At 68.4% G+C, this 16,922-nt stretch carries 16 protein-coding genes; 1 reads left to right on the plus strand and 15 read right to left on the minus strand.

Annotated elements, in window-relative coordinates:
* Positions 1-218: 218 nt before the first annotated feature.
* The 11 genes from D000_RS0103090 to D000_RS0103135 all read right to left on the minus strand — a co-directional run bounded on the left by D000_RS0103090 (position 219) and on the right by D000_RS0103135 (position 11,850).
* The gene (locus D000_RS0103090; RefSeq protein ID WP_018872092.1) at positions 219-689 is read right to left on the minus strand and encodes a DsrE/DsrF/DrsH-like family protein; all 471 of its coding nucleotides are present in this window, start codon (positions 687-689) and stop codon (positions 219-221) included.
* A 101-nt stretch (positions 690-790) separates the two neighbouring features.
* Positions 791-934 (minus strand): hypothetical protein, encoded by a 144-nt coding sequence (locus D000_RS14275; RefSeq protein ID WP_018872093.1) that lies wholly within the window; start codon positions 932-934, stop codon positions 791-793.
* A gap of 96 nt (positions 935-1,030) precedes the next feature.
* Positions 1,031-2,605, minus strand: a complete 1,575-nt coding sequence (locus D000_RS0103100; protein WP_018872094.1) for a dynamin family protein — start codon at positions 2,603-2,605, stop codon at positions 1,031-1,033.
* Positions 2,606-2,632: 27 nt separating this feature from the next.
* A complete protein-coding gene (locus D000_RS0103105) occupies positions 2,633-3,154 on the minus strand; it encodes a hypothetical protein (protein ID WP_018872095.1) in 522 nt (173 codons plus the stop codon).
* Positions 3,155-3,193: 39 nt separating this feature from the next.
* Positions 3,194-3,781: a DUF302 domain-containing protein gene (locus tag D000_RS0103110; RefSeq protein ID WP_018872096.1), complete on the minus strand. Its 588-nt coding sequence runs from the start codon at positions 3,779-3,781 to the stop codon at positions 3,194-3,196.
* Between the two features lie 48 nt (positions 3,782-3,829).
* A complete protein-coding gene (locus D000_RS0103115) occupies positions 3,830-4,471 on the minus strand; it encodes an AAA family ATPase (protein WP_018872097.1) in 642 nt (213 codons plus the stop codon).
* 111 nt (positions 4,472-4,582) lie between these two features.
* A complete protein-coding gene (locus tag D000_RS0103120; RefSeq protein WP_018872098.1) occupies positions 4,583-5,026 on the minus strand; it encodes a sulfur globule family protein in 444 nt (147 codons plus the stop codon).
* 81 nt (positions 5,027-5,107) lie between these two features.
* Complete coding sequence (locus D000_RS13700) at positions 5,108-5,473, minus strand: hypothetical protein (protein WP_231370992.1); 366 nt, start codon at positions 5,471-5,473, stop codon at positions 5,108-5,110.
* A gap of 130 nt (positions 5,474-5,603) precedes the next feature.
* Positions 5,604-6,311: a hypothetical protein gene (locus tag D000_RS0103125; RefSeq protein ID WP_018872099.1), complete on the minus strand. Its 708-nt coding sequence runs from the start codon at positions 6,309-6,311 to the stop codon at positions 5,604-5,606.
* Positions 6,312-6,342: 31 nt separating this feature from the next.
* Positions 6,343-10,614, minus strand: a complete 4,272-nt coding sequence (locus tag D000_RS0103130) for an efflux RND transporter permease subunit (protein WP_018872100.1) — start codon at positions 10,612-10,614, stop codon at positions 6,343-6,345.
* 54 nt (positions 10,615-10,668) lie between these two features.
* Positions 10,669-11,850: an efflux RND transporter periplasmic adaptor subunit gene (locus tag D000_RS0103135; protein ID WP_018872101.1), complete on the minus strand. Its 1,182-nt coding sequence runs from the start codon at positions 11,848-11,850 to the stop codon at positions 10,669-10,671.
* A 434-nt stretch (positions 11,851-12,284) separates the two neighbouring features.
* On the opposite strand from D000_RS0103135, the gene D000_RS0103140 reads away from it, so the two are divergent.
* Positions 12,285-13,682, plus strand: coding sequence for a sigma-54-dependent Fis family transcriptional regulator (locus D000_RS0103140; RefSeq protein WP_018872102.1), 1,398 nt, complete (start codon positions 12,285-12,287; stop codon positions 13,680-13,682).
* Between the two features lie 125 nt (positions 13,683-13,807).
* On the opposite strand, the gene D000_RS0103145 is transcribed toward D000_RS0103140, so the two are convergent.
* From D000_RS0103145 to D000_RS0103160, 4 genes are all read right to left on the minus strand, one after another.
* Entirely contained in the window at positions 13,808-14,458 is a 651-nt protein-coding gene (locus D000_RS0103145; RefSeq protein WP_018872103.1) for a hypothetical protein, read from the minus strand.
* Positions 14,459-14,619: 161 nt separating this feature from the next.
* Positions 14,620-15,420: a class I SAM-dependent methyltransferase gene (locus D000_RS0103150; protein WP_018872104.1), complete on the minus strand. Its 801-nt coding sequence runs from the start codon at positions 15,418-15,420 to the stop codon at positions 14,620-14,622.
* Positions 15,417-16,469 (minus strand): glycosyltransferase family 4 protein, encoded by a 1,053-nt coding sequence (locus D000_RS0103155; RefSeq protein ID WP_018872105.1) that lies wholly within the window; start codon positions 16,467-16,469, stop codon positions 15,417-15,419. Before D000_RS0103155 ends, D000_RS0103150 begins: the two co-directional genes overlap by 4 nt.
* A gap of 17 nt (positions 16,470-16,486) precedes the next feature.
* Positions 16,487-16,885 (minus strand): 6-carboxytetrahydropterin synthase, encoded by a 399-nt coding sequence (locus tag D000_RS0103160; RefSeq protein ID WP_018872106.1) that lies wholly within the window; start codon positions 16,883-16,885, stop codon positions 16,487-16,489.
* Positions 16,886-16,922 lie beyond the last annotated feature (37 nt).

The following is a 16,922-nucleotide window of genomic DNA, read 5'->3' on the forward strand; positions in this document are numbered from 1 at the left end:
CCCAGAAAGAGGCGATCCCAGCGACGTTATCAGCCCAGAATTGCCTTTCTCCGTGAACTCTGTGCCCTCTGTGGTAAACCCGCCCTTGATCTTCTTCGTGCGCTGCGCGGCGGGGAAGGCCCTGCAGAGCAGCGGACGGAACGACGGGCCCCGCCAACGAAAAGGCCCCGCGGCGCGATGCCGCGGGGCCCTGAAGGCGCGTCAGACGCGCGGCCGGTTCAGATGAACAGGCAGATGTCGGATTCGCCCGCGAACTCGAAGAACGCGGCCGCCCCGGCGTACTCCACGCCGTCGATGAATTCGCTGGTGTCCATGTCGAACAGGTCCACCGTCATCTGGCAGGCGATCATGCGCACCTCGGCCTCCTGGCACAGTTCGCGCAGGTCGCCCAGATCGGACACCCCCTTGGCCGCCATCTTCTTCTTCATCATTACGGTCATCATCTTCTGCATGCCCGGCAGGGCCTGCAGCAGGACCGGCATCGGCATCGGCATCGGCATGCCCGGGTTGCCCAGCGAGGTCACCTGCAGGTCCAGCTTCTTGCGCAGCAGCTGCAGACCGTAGAACGTGAAGAATACTTCGCAGTCATAACCCAGCGCGGCCGCCGTCGAGGCCAGAATGAACGGAGGATATCCCCAGTCCAGGCTGCCCTTGGTGGCGATGATGGCCATCTTCTTCTGATCACTCATTTGCTCTCTCCTCCAGTGGTAACAGGAATCGGACCCGCCAGAGCCCCCTCCGCGCGGTCCGTCCCCAGTTGGTTAACAAGGTCGTGCAGCCGGTCCATACCCTAGCCCGATGCCTGACGCCCCCTGCGCCAGTCGCGGATCAGTGCACATCCGGCACAAATACCCAGTGCCGCCATGCTGGCCCAGACCGAAATCGGGACCAGAATCATGGCCAGCGCAAACAAAAGCCACGCCAGTATGGTCATGGTTCTCCTCCTGCACAACGTCTGCGGCCGGAAACCGCACCCGGTTGTGGCGTTGCTGGTTGCTGCGAGCCGCTGCGGGAGGAGGTCTGCGACCTACTACCCCTGGCGCTTCTCCGGCGCCTCCGGCTCGGCGTAGTCACGGGGCGGCTCCATGCCCGGTGTCGTCGGTGCCGCGGTCGGGGTCTCCGACTGCGGCGGGTTGTAGGTGTCCGTGGCCGAGGCGCGGCCGCCCTGGCGCGAGACCGGACTTGCGTCCACGAACTGGTTGTTGAGGCGCTGGATGTAGGCCTCGGCGCGGTCACGCAGCTGGTGCAGACGGCCGATCATGCGCCGCCCCATGCCCAGCGGGGCACGCCCCATCATCGGCCGCCACGGGCGCGTGTTCTTCACGAAGGCGGCACGCCAGTTGCCGGCGGCGGTCTCGGCAGGCAGGGTCCGGGCGATGCGCCGTGCGATCCAGCGCCGGTTGAAGAAGTGGATACCCCCGAGCACGATCGCCAGCACCGCAAGCCCGAAACCGGTCAGCAGCGGTCGTTCGCCCATGGCCTGCCAGACACTGCCGTCCGCCCAGGGCGCGATGCCTCCGGCCGACTGGTAGCCCACCAGCCCCAGGATTACCGCGACCAGCGCGAACATCCCGGCATCGAACTGCACCACCCGCCGCCGCCACTTTTCCAGCGCCTTCTGCAGCGCCGGCAGGGCATCCATCTCGATCGACTCGGCGATGGCCTGCAGCGAACCGAGGATGCGGTAGGAACGCGAGGAGCTGATCTCCTGAATCTTGGCGTGGATCTCCTCGCGATCGCGGCGGGACTTTTCCTCGTAGCGCTCGCGCACCTGCGGATCACCGATCTCCACCGCGGCGCTCTCGTTGTACAGGCAGTAGAAGCGGCCGGTCGCGTTGCCCTGACGCACCACGGCACGCTGCCAGGCGGAGACGACCTCTTCCAGGTTGTCCTCGCGCCAGGTGGTGTCGATCTGGTTGAGTATAAAGACCAGCTTGGTGAAGTCGTTGCGTTCGGCGACACGGTTGACGAGGTGTTCCAGGGTGTCGCGCATCGCGCCCGGCTCCGGGTGGCGGGCATCGAAGAACACCAGCACCAGGTCGGAGAGGTCGATGATGTGATCAGTCAGCTGCAGGATGGTCGCGCGCTGCTCGTCGGCGTCGAATCCCGGCGAGTCGATGATGATGCGTCCGCGCAGGCGCTCGGAATGCGCGGTCTTCATCGCCAGGAAGTGATCCACCGTGCGCCCGCCGCCATCGGTCAGCCGCTCGATCTCGTCGGACACGCGGTAGAACGGGAAGCGCGGATCGCCGTCCAGCGCCAGCCCCGGCAGCTCCTGCACGCGCTCGCTGCCGCCATAGCTGATCACGGTGAACTTGTCGTCCACCGCCTGCGATCCGCTGCGCTGCACGGTCACGCCCACGTACTCGTTGATGAAGGTGGACTTGCCGGCCGAGAAGGTCCCCAGCGTGGCGATCATCGGCCACCACGAAATGGTGAAGGCGTAGGAATCCTCGGTGGGGTCCAGCAGGCCCGCGGCATACCCGACCCGGTCCAGGTCGCGGAAGGGGTCCACCACGCCCTTGAGGACCGGATTCTCTTCGGCTAGACGGTCGCTCAGCAGCTTGAGCTGCTTGCGTACCCGGGGACCAGGTCGATTGAACATGCAGACTCCGTCAGACAGGTCGCGCGATCAGCGCGGGTAGTACGGACCCGGCGAACCCCGGACCGGACCGCCCTGATCGGTAAATGGGTTGAACATGTTCATCATACCCATTGGGCCGCCCACATTGCGATTCAGGCTCCACATGTCCTGCTGCATACCGATAATGGAACCCGCCATTACGCTGGTATCGCGCGTCATCGAGCTGATATTGGCATCCATCGAACGGGTATTGGAGGCGATCACCCCGACTTCGTCGTTCATCTTGCGCATCGTGGCATTGATCTCCGTCATCTGGTGATCCATGGAACTCATATGCGCGGCGATGGTGGACATGTCGCGGTCCACGACCCGGGTCATCTGCGAGATCTCCTCGGTCAGCTGACTGACATCCCGGGTCAGGCTGGTAATCAGCCAGAAGCCGTAGATCGCCAGCACCACGAAGGCCACCAGTGCGGCATAGACGATCAGTTCCAGTCGCCGCGAGCGGGCATCGGCCTCGTCGGCCTCCTTGCGCACGGCGCTGAACTCGTTGCTGTTCGGGTCACTCATCGGACGCCCCCGTAAAATGGTGAAAACGCAGCCGCCCCATCAGAACGCACCCACGGCGGCGCGGTCGATGATCGCCTCCAGCGACTCCTTCACGAACATCGCCTGCTCGCGCAGCTCCTCGGGCAGCGGGCGCCCCCCGTGGATCATCGGGTCCAGGTCCAGTGTCATCAGCCACAGGTTGCCGTTCTCATCCTCCTGCAGCACGATCCGGCAGGGCAGATATGCGGCCATGGCCGGGCTGTGCCGCACCATCTGTGCGGCGATGGTGACATCGCAGAACATGTAGATCTTCAGAAACGGGAAATCCTCACCGGTGACGCTGCGCACCTCCTCGCCCATCGGCAGCTCACCGACATTGCGAATGTTCAGCTCGTTGGCGACCAGGCGCAGGACGTCCTCCACCTCCTCGACGCCCAGCCCGGCCTCCACCTGGCGCTTGTACACCATGGCCTCCGCGGCATCGCCGGTCTCCAGCACCGTGCGCGCCATCTGCGAATAGACCTTGGGCGCCTGGGAATCCAGCGAGCGGGCCGGCCCCAGGTAGGGCTCGAGGGCAAAGATGGCGTAGCCGACCCCCACCAGCGCCAGTAGACCGATCACAGCCAGTGTATTGCGTATGAAGCGCATGGCCTCTCCTCCTTGTCACCCGCATCCCGGTCTGCCCGGCGCGCGGCGTTATTGTTTTTTGCGCCGGCGCCCGAACACGGCGACCGCGAGCGCATCCAGCTCGGCTGCGGCCTTGCCGCGCGGCTCCAGCTCGCGCACCGACAGTCCCTCGCTAAACGAGCGGCGGAATGCCATGCGCTGCTTCAGGCGCGGCTTCAGCAGCCGCACACCCTCGATCTGCTGCAGGGCCTCGTGGGTCTCGTCGGTCTCGCGCACGGCCTGGTGCGTGTCGGCGCGGTTGATGAATGCCAGGATCTCCGGGCGCTCTCGCGCGCCGCGCTGCTCCTGGATACGCGTCACGAAGCGATAGGTGGACCAGACATCCGCCTGGCTGGGCGGCACCGGGATCAGCACCCGGTCGGCACCCTCCACCGCGGCCATCAACGCCGCCATGTCCGATGCCCCGACGTCGATCAGGATCTCGTCGTAGTCGCCCGCGCGGGCGCGCGCCGCTTCCAGGTCCGGGGCCGCCTCCAGCATCGGCTCGAAGCCCTCTTCCTGGCGCACCTCCAGCACGTCACTAAGGGTGCGCTGGGGGTCGAGATCGACGGCCAGGGCGCGGCGGCGACTCTCGAGCAGCCACAGGGCCAGATTGAAGGCCACGGTGCTCTTGCCCGTACCCCCTTTCAGATTGGCAACGACGGTCTGCATAGAGCCTCTCCTGGGAACACTGCGGACTGCCGGCTGCGTTTCAGCCACCAGTCCGCAACGCTCGAAAACAGGGCCTGCCCGAAGCCGGGCAGACCCAACCGAGGGATGGACTTAGTTGCCCTGACCCTGCTGCTGCGGCATCTGACCCTGCGGGCCCCAGCCCTGCGGACCGTAACCCGGGCCATAACCGTAGCCGGGACCGTAGCCGTAACCCGGGCCATAACCGTAGCCCGGATGGCCGTAGCCGTGGCCCCGGCCGTAGCCGTGGCCGTGGCCGTGGCCATAGCCATGACCGCGGCCGCGACCGCTGGCGGAGAAGTCAAAGGCGCCATCGCCCATCATGTCGCTCATCATGTCGCCCATGCCCCAGTTACGGCCGGAGCCATACCCCGGGCCACCGAAGAACGGCATGCTGGGACCATAGCCATAGCCGGGACCGTACGGCCCGGGGCCGTACCCGTAGCCCGGACCGCCCCACTGGGCGGAGGCCATCATCGGGGCGGCCAGGCCACCCAGGGAAACGGCGAGAACTGCTGCCTTGACGAACTTGTTCATGGTGCTACCTCCTGAAGGAGTCATGCCCTCGAATCGATTACGCGCATGCGGGGAGGGCTTCTCGAACGCGCGCTTTACTGGTCAGGGGAACGGAAAACCACCCATGCCCCAGGGGAGGACCGGAATCGGCCCGCCCATGCCCGGGTATCCGGGTCCACCCGGATACCCGTATGGATCACCCCACGGCATCCCGCCGGGGGGGTGGAAGGACGGAGTACCGGGACCGCCGTACGGGTAGGCCGGTACCGGCTGTGACCGGTCGTGAACGGCGCCCGATTCGGCCCGCTGCGACGGGTCGTAATCACGCTCCGGAAAGCGCCCGCGCGGGCGCTCCGGTGCCGGGCGCTGCGTCTCCGGCGTAGCGGAGGCCCAGGGGTTCTGGCGTTCACTCGCTGCCAGGTCGGCAACCGGCCACAGGCAGACGGCGACCAGCACGATCGCGAGCACCGAAGCGCGCCGCGTCCGTTGGGGTCTCGTTTGCCCGGACTGCCTGCCCTGCATGGCGAACCGCCTCCGTCTCAAATCCACAGCGATGGGCACCAAGGCACCCGTCCATCCGCGATGACTGATCCGTGGATCAGTAGCCACCGCCCTCTTCCCTGGACTCACGACGCTCACGCATCATTTCCATGCGCCGCTCGCGCTGGCGCTCCATCTCTTCCTCGTAGGCCGCGCGCCCGGCCTCCATGGCCTTCTGGCGTGCCTCACGCATGGCCTGCATCTCTTCCATGCGTTCCTGGCGCTCGGCGTGCTGCGCCTGGATGCGCTCGCGCATCTCTTCCGGCATGTCCTCCGGCAGGTTGTCCGGATCAAACTCCGGCATCTGGCCGTAGCCCGGGCGCTGCTGCATGCCGTAGCCCGGCTGCATCATCCCCGGATGGCCGAAGCCGCCTCGCTGCGGGCCGGGCCCGTAGCCCGGACCATAGCCAAAACCTGGGCCATAACCCGGGCCATAACCCCGATAGCCACGCCCATACCCGTGGCCATAACCGTCGCCGTGACCGCGGCCGTAGCCCTGGCCGTGGCCACGCCCGGACATGCCGAAGCTGAAGTCACCGGAGCCTTCGCGCTGCTGCATCATCCCGCCGCCGGGATGCATGCCCATGCCATGGCCGTAGGGGGCGTGACCGTAGGGACCGGGCACCGGACCCTGCTGGCCCATCGCCGGACCCTGGCCGTAGCCCTGCTGCTCGTCGGCCTGGGCCACACCCAGGGCCAGCACGGATGCCACGGCGGCGCTGGCCAGCGCGGTGCCGATCGTTCGGGTATTGAATCGCTTCTTCATCGGGAACCTCCTTGAGGTCTTGCTTGCGTGATCACTTGAGTCGAATCCCGCGCCGGGCGCGGCCCTTGCCGGGCGTACCCGACTTGCCACCCCCCTTGGGAGTGGTGCCGCCCTCCTTGCGGCCGGTCTTGCTACTGGTCGAGGCGGATTTGGTGGTTCCACCGGTCTTCTTGTTGGACGCCGGCGCCGCGCGCTTGTTCGCCGTGCCACCACCGGATTTGGGGCCGCTGGCGGCCTGGCCGGACGTGCTCGCACGCCCTTTGCTCGGGCTACCCGCCCCGCCAGTGGTCGTCTTGGCCTTGGTCTGCGTCCTGGCCTGAGTCTTCGTCGTGCCACTGGACGCCTTCTTCGCGGTCTTCGTACCCGCGGCTCCGCTCCCGGCCGCGCCAGTCGCGCGGCTGGAGCCGCCCTTCGCAGACCGCGATTCCGTGGCGCCGGACGCGGACGTCGCCTTCGCCGACGCCGCGCGGGATGCCCCGCCGGCGCGAGAGGCGGATTTCTTCGGGCTCACGGCGGCATCGGTCTTCGCATCCGCGTTGCCGGAGGCCGGCGCCGGGGCCGCCGGCCTCCGGGGCTCGGCGGCGGGCTCTGGCGCTTCGGGGCGACTCGCCGGCTCGGGCGCCTGCGCAACCGGATCCGAATCCGGGGCACCGGTCGATTGGCGGTCCTGCGACTTGCCAGCGGCCGGGCCGGAGCCCATACCCGACGGCCCGCCACTCACCGGACCGCTACCGAAGCCCGAGGTGGAGCCACCGCCCGACGGGCCGCCCGGCCCGCCGCCACCGTCACGACGGCGCTCCAGCAAGGACCGGATCAGGCGCCACAGGGCAAACGCGAGATCGCGCAGGCCCTCGAGGAAGGCCAGGGCCAGGCACTTGAGATAGAGACCGGCGTACTGCACCGCCAGGGTGACCGGCCCGCCCTCGCGCGGACCGAAGAGGTCGTTGCCCGCAGCGGCGCCGGAGGCCGCGCCCGGAGCCGGGGCCGCCGCGCCGCCATGGCCGTTGCCGTTGCCATTGCCGGTTGCGCACACGGCCGTCGCCTCGCCGTTCTCGTTCAAGCTGGTCGGACAGAAGGCGCGGCGCCCGGAGATGCAGCCCAGCGGGATCACCACCAGGGTCAGCAGGGTGGCGACCACGGTGCCGAACATCAGCGAGATCGCCATGCCCTGGAAGATCGGATCGAACAGAATCACGCTGGAACCGGCCAGCAGAGCCAGCGCGGTGATGATGATCGGGCGGGTACGCGCTTGGCAGGCCATGATCATGGCATCGCGCACGTCGTGGCCCTCATCCACCGCCTGGCGGCCGAAGTCCACCAGCAATATCGAGTTTCTGACGATGATGCCCGCAAGTGCTATGAAGCCGATCATCGAGGTCGCGGTGAACTCGGCATTCATCAGCCAGTGGCCGGGGATAATCCCGATCAGGGTGAGCGGGATCGGGGCCATGATGATGCCCGGTAGCACGAAGTTGCCGAACTCCCAGACCACCAGCATGTAGATCAGGATCAGGGCGATGGCAAAGGCGATCCCCATGTCACGGAAGGTCTCGTAGGTCACGGTCCATTCGCCGCCCCACTCGAAGGCGGTGGAGCCGTCGTTCGGCGGTGGACCGAGCCAGTGGGGCTGCACCGTGCTGCCGTCCGGCAGGCGGTAATCCTGCAGCTGTTCCTGAACCTCGAGCATGCCGTACACCGGGGCTGCCAGGCGCCCGACCACCTCGCCGGTCACGTACTCCACCGGGCGCAGGTTCTTGTGGTAGATCGGCTCGTCCTGCGGGCGCTGCACGAATTCGCCCAGCTCCATCAGCGGGATCGAACCGCCCTGCGCGGTCGCCACCGGGATCATCTCGAGCTGGCGGATGTCGTTGCGGGTCGCCTCGGGCAGGCGCATCTCGATCAGGTGCGGCTCGACCAGGGACTGCGCCTTGATGTCGCCCAGGATCTGGCCACCGATGGCGGTCTCCAGCGTGCGGTTCACGGCCTCCACCGTGACCCCGCGGCGCAGGGCCTTGTCGCGGTCCACCTCGAAGTGCCACACGTGGTGCGGCGCCTGCAGGAAGCTGTCGACATCGGCCACATGCTCGGCCCGGGCGAACATGCCCTCGAGATCGCGTGCAACCGCGCGCCGGGTAGCGGCATCCGGGCCATACACCTCGGCCACCACCGACTGCAGCACCGGCGGCCCCGGCGGCATCTCGACCACCTGGATGCGCGCCCCGGCGGCGGACGCCATCGGGGTCAGACGCTCACGCGCCTCGGTGGCAATCTCGTGCGAGGTGCGGCTGCGATCACCCTTGTCCACCAGCTGCACCTGGATATCGCCCTGCCAGGGCTTGTCACGCAGGTAGTAGTGGCGCACCAGGCCATTGAAATTGAACGGTGACGCAGTGCCGACATAGGCCTGCAGACCGACCACCTCGTCCATCTCCCGCAGCACCCGGGCCATGTCGTGGCTCAGGGTGGCGGTCTCGGTCAGGGCCGTGCCCTCGGGGAAGTTCACCACTACCTGGAATTCGGGCTTGTTGTCCAGCGGCAGCATCTTCACGCGGACATCGGTGGTCACGAACAGGCTGACCACCAGGAAGAACACCACGATCACGCCGATCAGGAAGGCGTAGCCACGCACGCGGTTGTCGGCCAGCCCCGGGATCGCCTTGCGATAGAAACGGCCCAGCCGCTCGGCCTGGCGGTGTTCCTTGTCCGTGGCCTTTTCGAGGTACGCCATGCTCGGGCGCAGGCGCTGGGTCAGCCACGGCGTGAACACGAAGGCGGCGACCAGCGAGAACAGCATCGCCACCGAACCCAGCACCGGGATCGGCTGCATGTACGGGCCCATCATCCCGGAGACGAAGCCCATCGGCAGCAGCGCCGCGATCACGGTGAAGGTGGCGAGGATGGTCGGATTGCCGACCTCGCGCACGGCATCCACCGAGGTCTCGGTATCGATCCCGCGCTTCATCAGCCAGCGCCGGTAGATGTTCTCCACCACCACTATGGCGTCGTCGACCAGGATGCCGATGGAGAAGATCAGCGCGAACAGGCTCACGCGGTCAATGGTGTAGCCCAGCACCCAGGCGCTGAATACGGTGAACAGGATCACCACGGGGATCACGATCAGCACTACCAGCGCGGCGCGGAACCCAAGGAACAGCCCGACCAGGATGGTCACCGCGAAGGTGGCGATGAACAGCTTGAAGATCAGCTCGTTGACCTTCTCGTTGGCGGTCTTGCCGTAGTCGCGGGAGACGGCGACCTCGACGTTGTCGGGGATCACACTGCCCTTGAGCTGCTCCAGGCGCTCGAGCACGTGATTGGCGACCGTGACGCCGTTGCTGCCGGGCTTCTTGGCGATGGCCAGGGTTACCGCGGCCGCACCCTCCGGCGCCGCCGCCGGATCGACCGCCGCCGGGCCGGAGTAGTGCCGTACGAATCGCTCCAGCTCACCGGGGCCATAAGTCACCTCGGCCACGTCGCTCAGGTAGACCGGCTGGCCGTCGCTGACCGCCACCAGCAGCTGCTCCAGATCCGCCGCGCCGGTGAAGAAACGCCCGGTATACACCGCGGTGCTCAGCCCGCCACTCTCGATGCGGCCGGCCGCCCCCTCCACGTTCGCGGCCTGTACCGCACGGGCAATCTGTTCCTGGCTGACACCGAAACTGGCCAGGCGCTCCGGGCGGAGCTGGATGCGCAGGCGTTCCTCGCGACCGCTGACCACGAAGCTCTGGCTGGTATCGGGGACCTCGTTCAGCTGCTGCTGGGCATCCAGCGCGATCTGGCGCAGCAGGGCATCGTCCACCTCGTGCGACCAGAAGGTCAGGTTGACCACCGGCACGTCGTCCGCGCCCTTGGCCTTGACCAGCGGCTCGCTGACGCCGGGCGGCATCAAGTCACGGTTCGCGAACAGCTTGTCATGCACCTTGACGATCGAGGACTCCATGTCCTCGCCCACGTCGAACTGCACCGTCACCATCGCCTCGCCGCGATGCGAGACGGAATAGACGTTGTCCACCCCCGAGAGCTCGCTCATCAGCCGCTCCAGCGGCCGCGCGGCCAGGCTCGCCACCTGCTCCGAAGGCACCCCCGGATACGACACCATGATGTCCACCATGGGCACGGAGATCTGCGGGTCCTCCTGGCGCGGCGTGACCATCAGGCCGAGGATGCCGATCGCGATACTCGCGAGCAGCAAAAGGGGTGACAGCGGCGAATGGATGAACGCCGCCGCCATGCGCCCGGCGATACCGAGATCCCCGTGTTTCTGCCGGAACCCGCTATCGGATTTTTTTTGGTCTTCCGCCATCAGGTCTGAAACATCCCTTGTTGCTTGCGCATCCGCATCCCCTGGCCCACCGGACTACATCCGGTTCCAGGGGTCGGCCTCGAGCGAACGCGGGCCGGAGGTGTCGCGCCCGACCGGCTGGCCGGAACGCACACCGGCGTCCGGGCGCGCCAGGATCTGCATGCCCGCCTCCAGCCCCGAGGTCACCACCACCTGGTCACCGCGCATGCCGCCCAGGCGCACCATGCGCACACGCACCGAACCCTCGCCGTCGAGTACCGCCACCCGCGGCAGCGCGCCGCCGGGGATCAGCGCCGAGCGCGGAATCACCACCCGCTCACCCGCGACCTCGCCCTGCGGCAGATGCACCGCCGCGTGCATTCCCGGCCCCCCGCGCACGCCCTGCGGCAGGTCGAACTTGACCGTAACCGTGTGGCGCTGCGGGTCGGCCAGCGGGAAGATCTGCGCGACCCGAGCCTCCACCGCGTCGCCGGTATCCAGGCGCACATGCACGTAATCGTCTTCCTGCAGCCCGGCCACCAGCCGCACCGGCACTTGGGCCTCCACCCGCAGAAACTCGACATGCCCGAAGCTCACCAGCGGCTGCCCCGGCTGCACCGTGTCGCCCGCCTCCACGTGCTTGTGCATCACCAGGCCATCGAAGGGGGCCTCCGAGCGGGTGTCGCGGATCGCCGCATCCAGCTCGGTGACCCGGGCACGGGCCTGCTCCCAGCGCGCCTGTGCCTGATCCACGCCGATGTAACGCGAGTAGAGGTCGGTGCGCCGGTCCAGCGCGGGATCGCCGAAGCCCATGAACTGGCCCATCGGCTGGGTAAACATCTGGTCGAACATCGACGGCACGCCCATGCCCGGCATCTGGCCCAGGCTGCGCGACTGTGGCGCGATCATCTCGCGGCCGTACTGCATCTGGGCCTCGCGGATCGCGGACTCGGCGGTACGCATCTCGGCCTGCGCCGCCAGGCGCTGCGCGCGCAGGCGGTCATCACTGATGGCCACCAGCACCGCACCCTGCTCGAAGCGGTCCCCCTCGGCCCCGGCCACCTCGATCACACGCCCGGCCGATTGCGCGGTCAGGGTCACCTCGCGGAACGGGATCACGGTCCCGCTGACGACTCGGGTCGCGGCCCGGTCGGGCTCGACGGTCACCACCTGGCTGGAGGCATGGGCGGCCAGCGGGCCGGCCAGCATCAGGGCCACCGCCCCGCGCAGAAAGATCCGGAAAAATCGAGCAGGCATGGTCGTCGTCACCTCGCGCCGAGGACCGCAATGGGAGAAAGGGCCGGGTCGGGCCGCGTCGCGGCCGACCCGGCACCCGCCTGGAACACCGTCACCACGGGAAGGCCCGCAGCTGCGGGCGCGGCGATCGATCTCGTCCACGCAGTGACGGCGGCATTGCCATTCGGGCAAGTGTCCATCGTCCTGTATGTAGAAGAACTCATCCCCGGCTACAAGCAACGCATATGCCAAGATAATGGTTTTCTTATAAATCAATCAGTTGTTAATGATGTACTAATACTACAGAAACGACTGTTGCAACACCCCCGTTTCGCGCTATAACCGATACAGGGACTGGCGAAACGGGCATCGTTCGGGCGTTGCAACGGATACGCCGTGTTGCAACACCGCATCGCTTCCGCCACCCCGTCCAACAAAAAGAACAAGGAGAGGGGATGACCACAACCGAGCTGGCCGAGATCTGTATCCGACACAGTCGAGACCCACACCTCATCAGCGATGCCCGGGGCCGCGTGCTCTTCGCCAACCCGGCCTTCCACCAGACCCTCCAGATCCCGCCGGGGACCCGCCTCACCCTGGATCAACTGGGACCGCTCAACCTCGAGACCCACCTGAAAGAGGCCGCCATCGCCGCCGGCGAGCCTGCCGACGCCAGCCGCACCAGCCAACCCCTGCACTTCTCGCTGATGGCCGAACTGGATGACGAGACCCTGCCGTTGGAGGTCATCAGCCAGCCGCTGAGGCTGAACGATGACGCTCGCGCCCTGCGCCTGATCACCCTGCAGCCCCAGCGCCGCCGTACCACCGCGGTCGAGACCATCCACGAGGACGGCCGCGACGGGCTCGATGACAGCCATTTCCACTCCTTTGATGCTGAATGCCGCAGTGCACTGCAGTTCGCGCGCCGCATCGCAGCCAGCGATGTGCGGGTGATGCTGCTGGGCGAGTCCGGGACCGGAAAGACCCGCCTGGCACGCGCCATCCACCGCTCCAGCCGCCGCACCAGCGCCCCGTTCGTGGAGATCAACTGCGCAGCCATCCCCGAGGAGCTGCTGGAATCCGAGCTCTTCGGTCATGCCCGCGGAGCCTTCTCCGGCGCGGTCGCCGATCGCATCGGTCGCTTCGAATCGGCCGACGGCGGCACCCTGTTTCTGGACGAGATCGGCGAGATGAGTCAGCGCCTGCAGGCCAAGCTGCTGCGGGCGGTCCAGGACGGGGCCTTTGAACGCGTCGGGGAAAACGAGACCCGCCAGGTCGACGTGCGCATCCTTGCCGCCTCCAACCAGGACCTGCGCGCCCGCGTCGAGGCCGGCGAATTCCGTACCGACCTGTTCTATCGGCTCGCGGTCGCCTCCGTGGAGATCCCGCCGCTGCGCAGCCGCCCCCAGGACCTCGCGGCGACCCTCGAGACCTACGAGGTCCACAACGGCATCCGCATCGCCCCGCGCCTGAGGCAGCGACTGCAGGAACACCCGTGGCCGGGCAACTTCCGGGAGCTGGAAAACGTCCTCGAGTGCCTGAGCCTGCACGCCCGCGACGGCCAGGTGGACGACTTCCCGCTACCGCGTCCGATCCGTATCGACGCCGCCCACGACGCCGGCGTCGACCGCGCAGCCGGGGACACCACGGCGCCGGCGCGCGCCCCGTCCGCGGGCGCCAACGGGCATGCCGCGAAATCCGGGCCGGAGCTCACCGGCGCCGAACACCCGGAGGCCCGGCGCCTGCGCGAGGCCCTGATCGCCAACGCCGGCAACCGTTCCCAAACCGCGCGCTCCCTCGGCATGGACCGCAGCACCCTCTGGCGCAAGCTGCATCGCTACCAGCTGGTCTGAGCGCGGCGCCTGCCCCGGCGCGTCACCCCCCCAAAAAACAAAGGCCCCGCAGGTGATCCACCTACGGGGCCTTTTGTCTGTCGTGCCGGGCCCGGAAGATCCCCGGGTCCGGCACGCTATCTCACCTAGCGGTACTGGCGCAGGTGCGGGGCGCCATCGCGGTGATGACGGTCATACACCGGCGCCAGGCGCTCGATCAGGGCCCGCCGTTCACGCACCGGCAGCAGCCCCAGGGCGCTGTCCCAGGCCTGCATCGCCGCGTCGGCCTCCCCGGTGGCATACAGGGCGTTGCCCAGTTCGCCGTAGAGGTCGGCACGCTGCACCGAGGTCGCCGGAATCGCCTGCAGGGCGTCACGCAGCACCTCCACCGCGGCCTCGGGGCCATCGCTCCAGTACGCCGCACGCCCCGCCTCCAGCGCATCCTGCACCTGACGCGCGATCTGCTCTTCGCTCATCGGCTCGCCGGTCGCGCGCTCGCGCGCCTGTTCCTGCGGGTCCGGAATCGGGCGGTGCATCCCGGTGGGTTCTTCGCGCTCGTAGGCCTCGCCGGTCATCGGGTCCATGTCGCCCTCCGACAGGCGGCCCTCGGCCGGTGTCGTCTCCGGCGTGGTATCTTCCGCCACCGCAACGGCCTCGGTCTCCGCGTCCTCCGGTACCGCCTCCACGCTGGGGGCCAGCAGGTCGCGGGCCGACCACGCGATCAGCCACAGCACGATCGCGATCAGGACCCAGTAGCGATTGACGAAACTTCTCTGCTTGTTGTCTGCCTGTTCCATGCCTCACCTTTCCCGGTTGATCCAAGGCGAAGGGCCGCCCCTTCGCACGCTCCTGAATTTATCCTGCACCGATCCGGCCTCGGCTTCCAGCGCGAACCGGTCACAGCCTGTGGACAACAAAACCGCGGCATAGCTCCCGACCCGGTCGCGGATGCCTCGTGTCAGCGCCAGCCCAGCACGTCCTGGTGGCCCACGGTCAGCTCGACCGTGCCGGCGGCCAGCGCCTGCGCACGCGCATCGCCCCAGGCCTGCAGATCCCCGGCCCGCTCCGGGCGAATCGCGGCCGCCGCGCCCACCCAGCCCTCGATCAGGGCCGCCCCCAGCGCCGCCTGCTCCACGCCGATCCGCCAGTCACTCGCGGCGACCTGTACCCGGTAGCCGAGCGCCTCCAGCTGCTCCGCGCAGGTCGCGGCCGCCGCGGGTCCCAGTGCCGGCCCGAACCCCTTGTCCGAACGCTGATGGCGATTGACCCAGGCCTCCACGTCGGCATCCAGCGGGTGCGGCCGCGACCAGCGCATGCGGCCGTCATAGCTCAGCGCGAACAGCACGGCGGCCCCCTGCCCGGAACAGGCCGCGAGCAGGCGCTGCAGCCACTCCCGCGAGACCAGATCGAGCAGGGCCGAGCCGGTCACCAGGGCCTCGTCGCCGGCCAGCGCCACGGCCGGATCCGAGGCCAGATCGCAGCGTTGCCTCTCGATCTCGACCCCGGCGCAGGGCGCCAGCGCCTGCGCCAGCAGCCCGGCATCGTGATCCACAAGCCGCCAGTGCTGCGGCCGCGGCAGCCGCGGCGCGAGATAGCGCAGGTTGGACCCGGTGCCGCTGCCCAGGTCGGTCACCCGGATCACCGCCGATCCCGCCCCCGCCAGCGCCTCCCGCAGCGCGGTCGCCAGGGCCTCGGGCCGCGCCGCATGGTCCGCCGGTTCCCGCAGTTGCAGCCAGTCCGGGTCAAAGGTCTCGGTCATGCCAGCCACTCCTTCAGGGTCCGCTCCAGTGCATCCACCGCGCCCGCCCAGTCCGGGCGCGCGGCCATCGCGGCACGCCCGGCCCGGCCCATCTGCTCGCGGGTCGCGGCATCCTGCAGCAGCGCATCCAGCGCCGCCGCCAGCGCGGGCACATCGCCCGGGGGCAGCAGGCAGCCGGCCGCCGCGGGCACGGTATCGGGTATCGCACCGCCGGTCGTGGCCACCACCGGGAGCCCGCGCGCCATGGCCTCGGTAAAGGCCATGCCATAGCCCTCGTAGGCACTGGGCAGCACGAACAGCGAGGCCCGCGCATACCAGCCCTCCAGCGCCGCCTCGTTACACTCCCCCGCCCATTCGATACGGTCAGCGATGCCAGCGGCGGCAATCGCCGCCTCCACCCGCCGGGCATACGCCGGATCGCGGGAGCGGGAACCCACCAGCGCCGCGCGCCAGGGTGTCGCCTCCAGCCGCGCCAGCGCCTGCACCAGTTCCAGCTGGCCCTTGCGCGGCACCACGGACCCGACCGTCAGCAGCAGCGGCGGTTCCCCCCGCCCCGGACCAACCGCCTGCGGGTGCGGCGCAACACCCGGCGGTACGGCGCGCAGCCGTGCCGGGGCCAGCCCCCAGCCGGCCACCTCGCGGGCGGTATGCTCGCTGGTGGCCAGCACCCCGTGCGCCAGCCCCAGCGCGGCCCGCTCGGATTCCAGCAGTGCCCGCGCGCGCGCCGCGTCGAGGCCGGTCTCCAGCCCCAGCGGGTGATGCAGCAGGTAGATCAGGCGCAGGCGTTCGGCATGCCGCGCCAGCACATCCGGGAAGGCCCCGGCGGCGAGGCCGTCGACGACCACCCCCGAGCCGTCGGGAAGCCCCTCCAGGGCGGCCGCCAGGGCCGCCGCGGCGGCAGGCTCCGGGCCGGGAAACGCGCCCGCCAGCTCGTGCACGTCCACCCGCCAGCCGCGCGCGCGCAGACCGGACACCAGCTGCGCATCATAGCGGTAGCCCCCGGTGCGCTGATTCAGCGCCCCGGGCACGAGCACGGCCAGGCGATGCATGCGGCGGACGGGGCGCGCTATGGCGCCGCCTCGTAGCTGGCCCAGGCCACATGCGATTCGTTCAGGGTCACGCAGACCGCATCGAGGTCACGGGCCGATTCGCCCAGCTCGCCGGCATGGATGGCCCGGGCCACACGCTGATACAGCTCGTGGGCGAGAAATTCGGTGGTCGTGTTGCAGCCGCGAAACTCCTCGCGCTCGTCCAGATTCTGGTAGTTCAGGTCGGCCAGCAGGGCCTTCACCACCTCGGACGCGCGGCCGATATCGACCACCAGACCGTCGGCATCCAGCGCCTTGCGACGAAAGGTGACATCGACCACATAGGTCGCGCCGTGCAGCTTTTGCGCGGGGCCAAAGGTCTCCCCGGCAAAGCTGTGGGCGATCATGAAGTGGTCACGGACATTCAGGCTGTACATCGGGCATTTCCCCGTGGTTCGCAAAGGTTCGCAGGCA

Origin of the sequence: Thioalkalivibrio sp. ALJ16, assembly GCF_000377345.1 — a bacterium.
In the GTDB taxonomy this organism is placed as follows: domain Bacteria; phylum Pseudomonadota; class Gammaproteobacteria; order Ectothiorhodospirales; family Ectothiorhodospiraceae; genus Thioalkalivibrio.

Coding starts and splice junctions, on each gene's coding strand:
- D000_RS0103145 (WP_018872103.1), bottom strand. CDS start 14,458: ATGGAACAGGCAGACAACAAGCAGAGAAGTTTCGTCAATCGCTACTGG.
- D000_RS0103140 (WP_018872102.1), top strand. CDS start 12,285: ATGACCACAACCGAGCTGGCCGAGATCTGTATCCGACACAGTCGAGAC.
- D000_RS14275 (WP_018872093.1), bottom strand. CDS start 934: ATGACCATACTGGCGTGGCTTTTGTTTGCGCTGGCCATGATTCTGGTC.
- D000_RS0103150 (WP_018872104.1), bottom strand. CDS start 15,420: ATGACCGAGACCTTTGACCCGGACTGGCTGCAACTGCGGGAACCGGCG.
- D000_RS0103125 (WP_018872099.1), bottom strand. CDS start 6,311: ATGAAGAAGCGATTCAATACCCGAACGATCGGCACCGCGCTGGCCAGC.
- D000_RS0103105 (WP_018872095.1), bottom strand. CDS start 3,154: ATGAGTGACCCGAACAGCAACGAGTTCAGCGCCGTGCGCAAGGAGGCC.
- D000_RS0103110 (WP_018872096.1), bottom strand. CDS start 3,781: ATGCGCTTCATACGCAATACACTGGCTGTGATCGGTCTACTGGCGCTG.
- D000_RS0103160 (WP_018872106.1), bottom strand. CDS start 16,885: ATGTACAGCCTGAATGTCCGTGACCACTTCATGATCGCCCACAGCTTT.
- D000_RS0103135 (WP_018872101.1), bottom strand. CDS start 11,850: ATGCCTGCTCGATTTTTCCGGATCTTTCTGCGCGGGGCGGTGGCCCTG.
- D000_RS0103090 (WP_018872092.1), bottom strand. CDS start 689: ATGAGTGATCAGAAGAAGATGGCCATCATCGCCACCAAGGGCAGCCTG.
- D000_RS0103155 (WP_018872105.1), bottom strand. CDS start 16,469: ATGCATCGCCTGGCCGTGCTCGTGCCCGGGGCGCTGAATCAGCGCACC.
- D000_RS0103130 (WP_018872100.1), bottom strand. CDS start 10,614: ATGGCGGAAGACCAAAAAAAATCCGATAGCGGGTTCCGGCAGAAACAC.
- D000_RS0103115 (WP_018872097.1), bottom strand. CDS start 4,471: ATGCAGACCGTCGTTGCCAATCTGAAAGGGGGTACGGGCAAGAGCACC.
- D000_RS0103100 (WP_018872094.1), bottom strand. CDS start 2,605: ATGTTCAATCGACCTGGTCCCCGGGTACGCAAGCAGCTCAAGCTGCTG.
- D000_RS0103120 (WP_018872098.1), bottom strand. CDS start 5,026: ATGAACAAGTTCGTCAAGGCAGCAGTTCTCGCCGTTTCCCTGGGTGGC.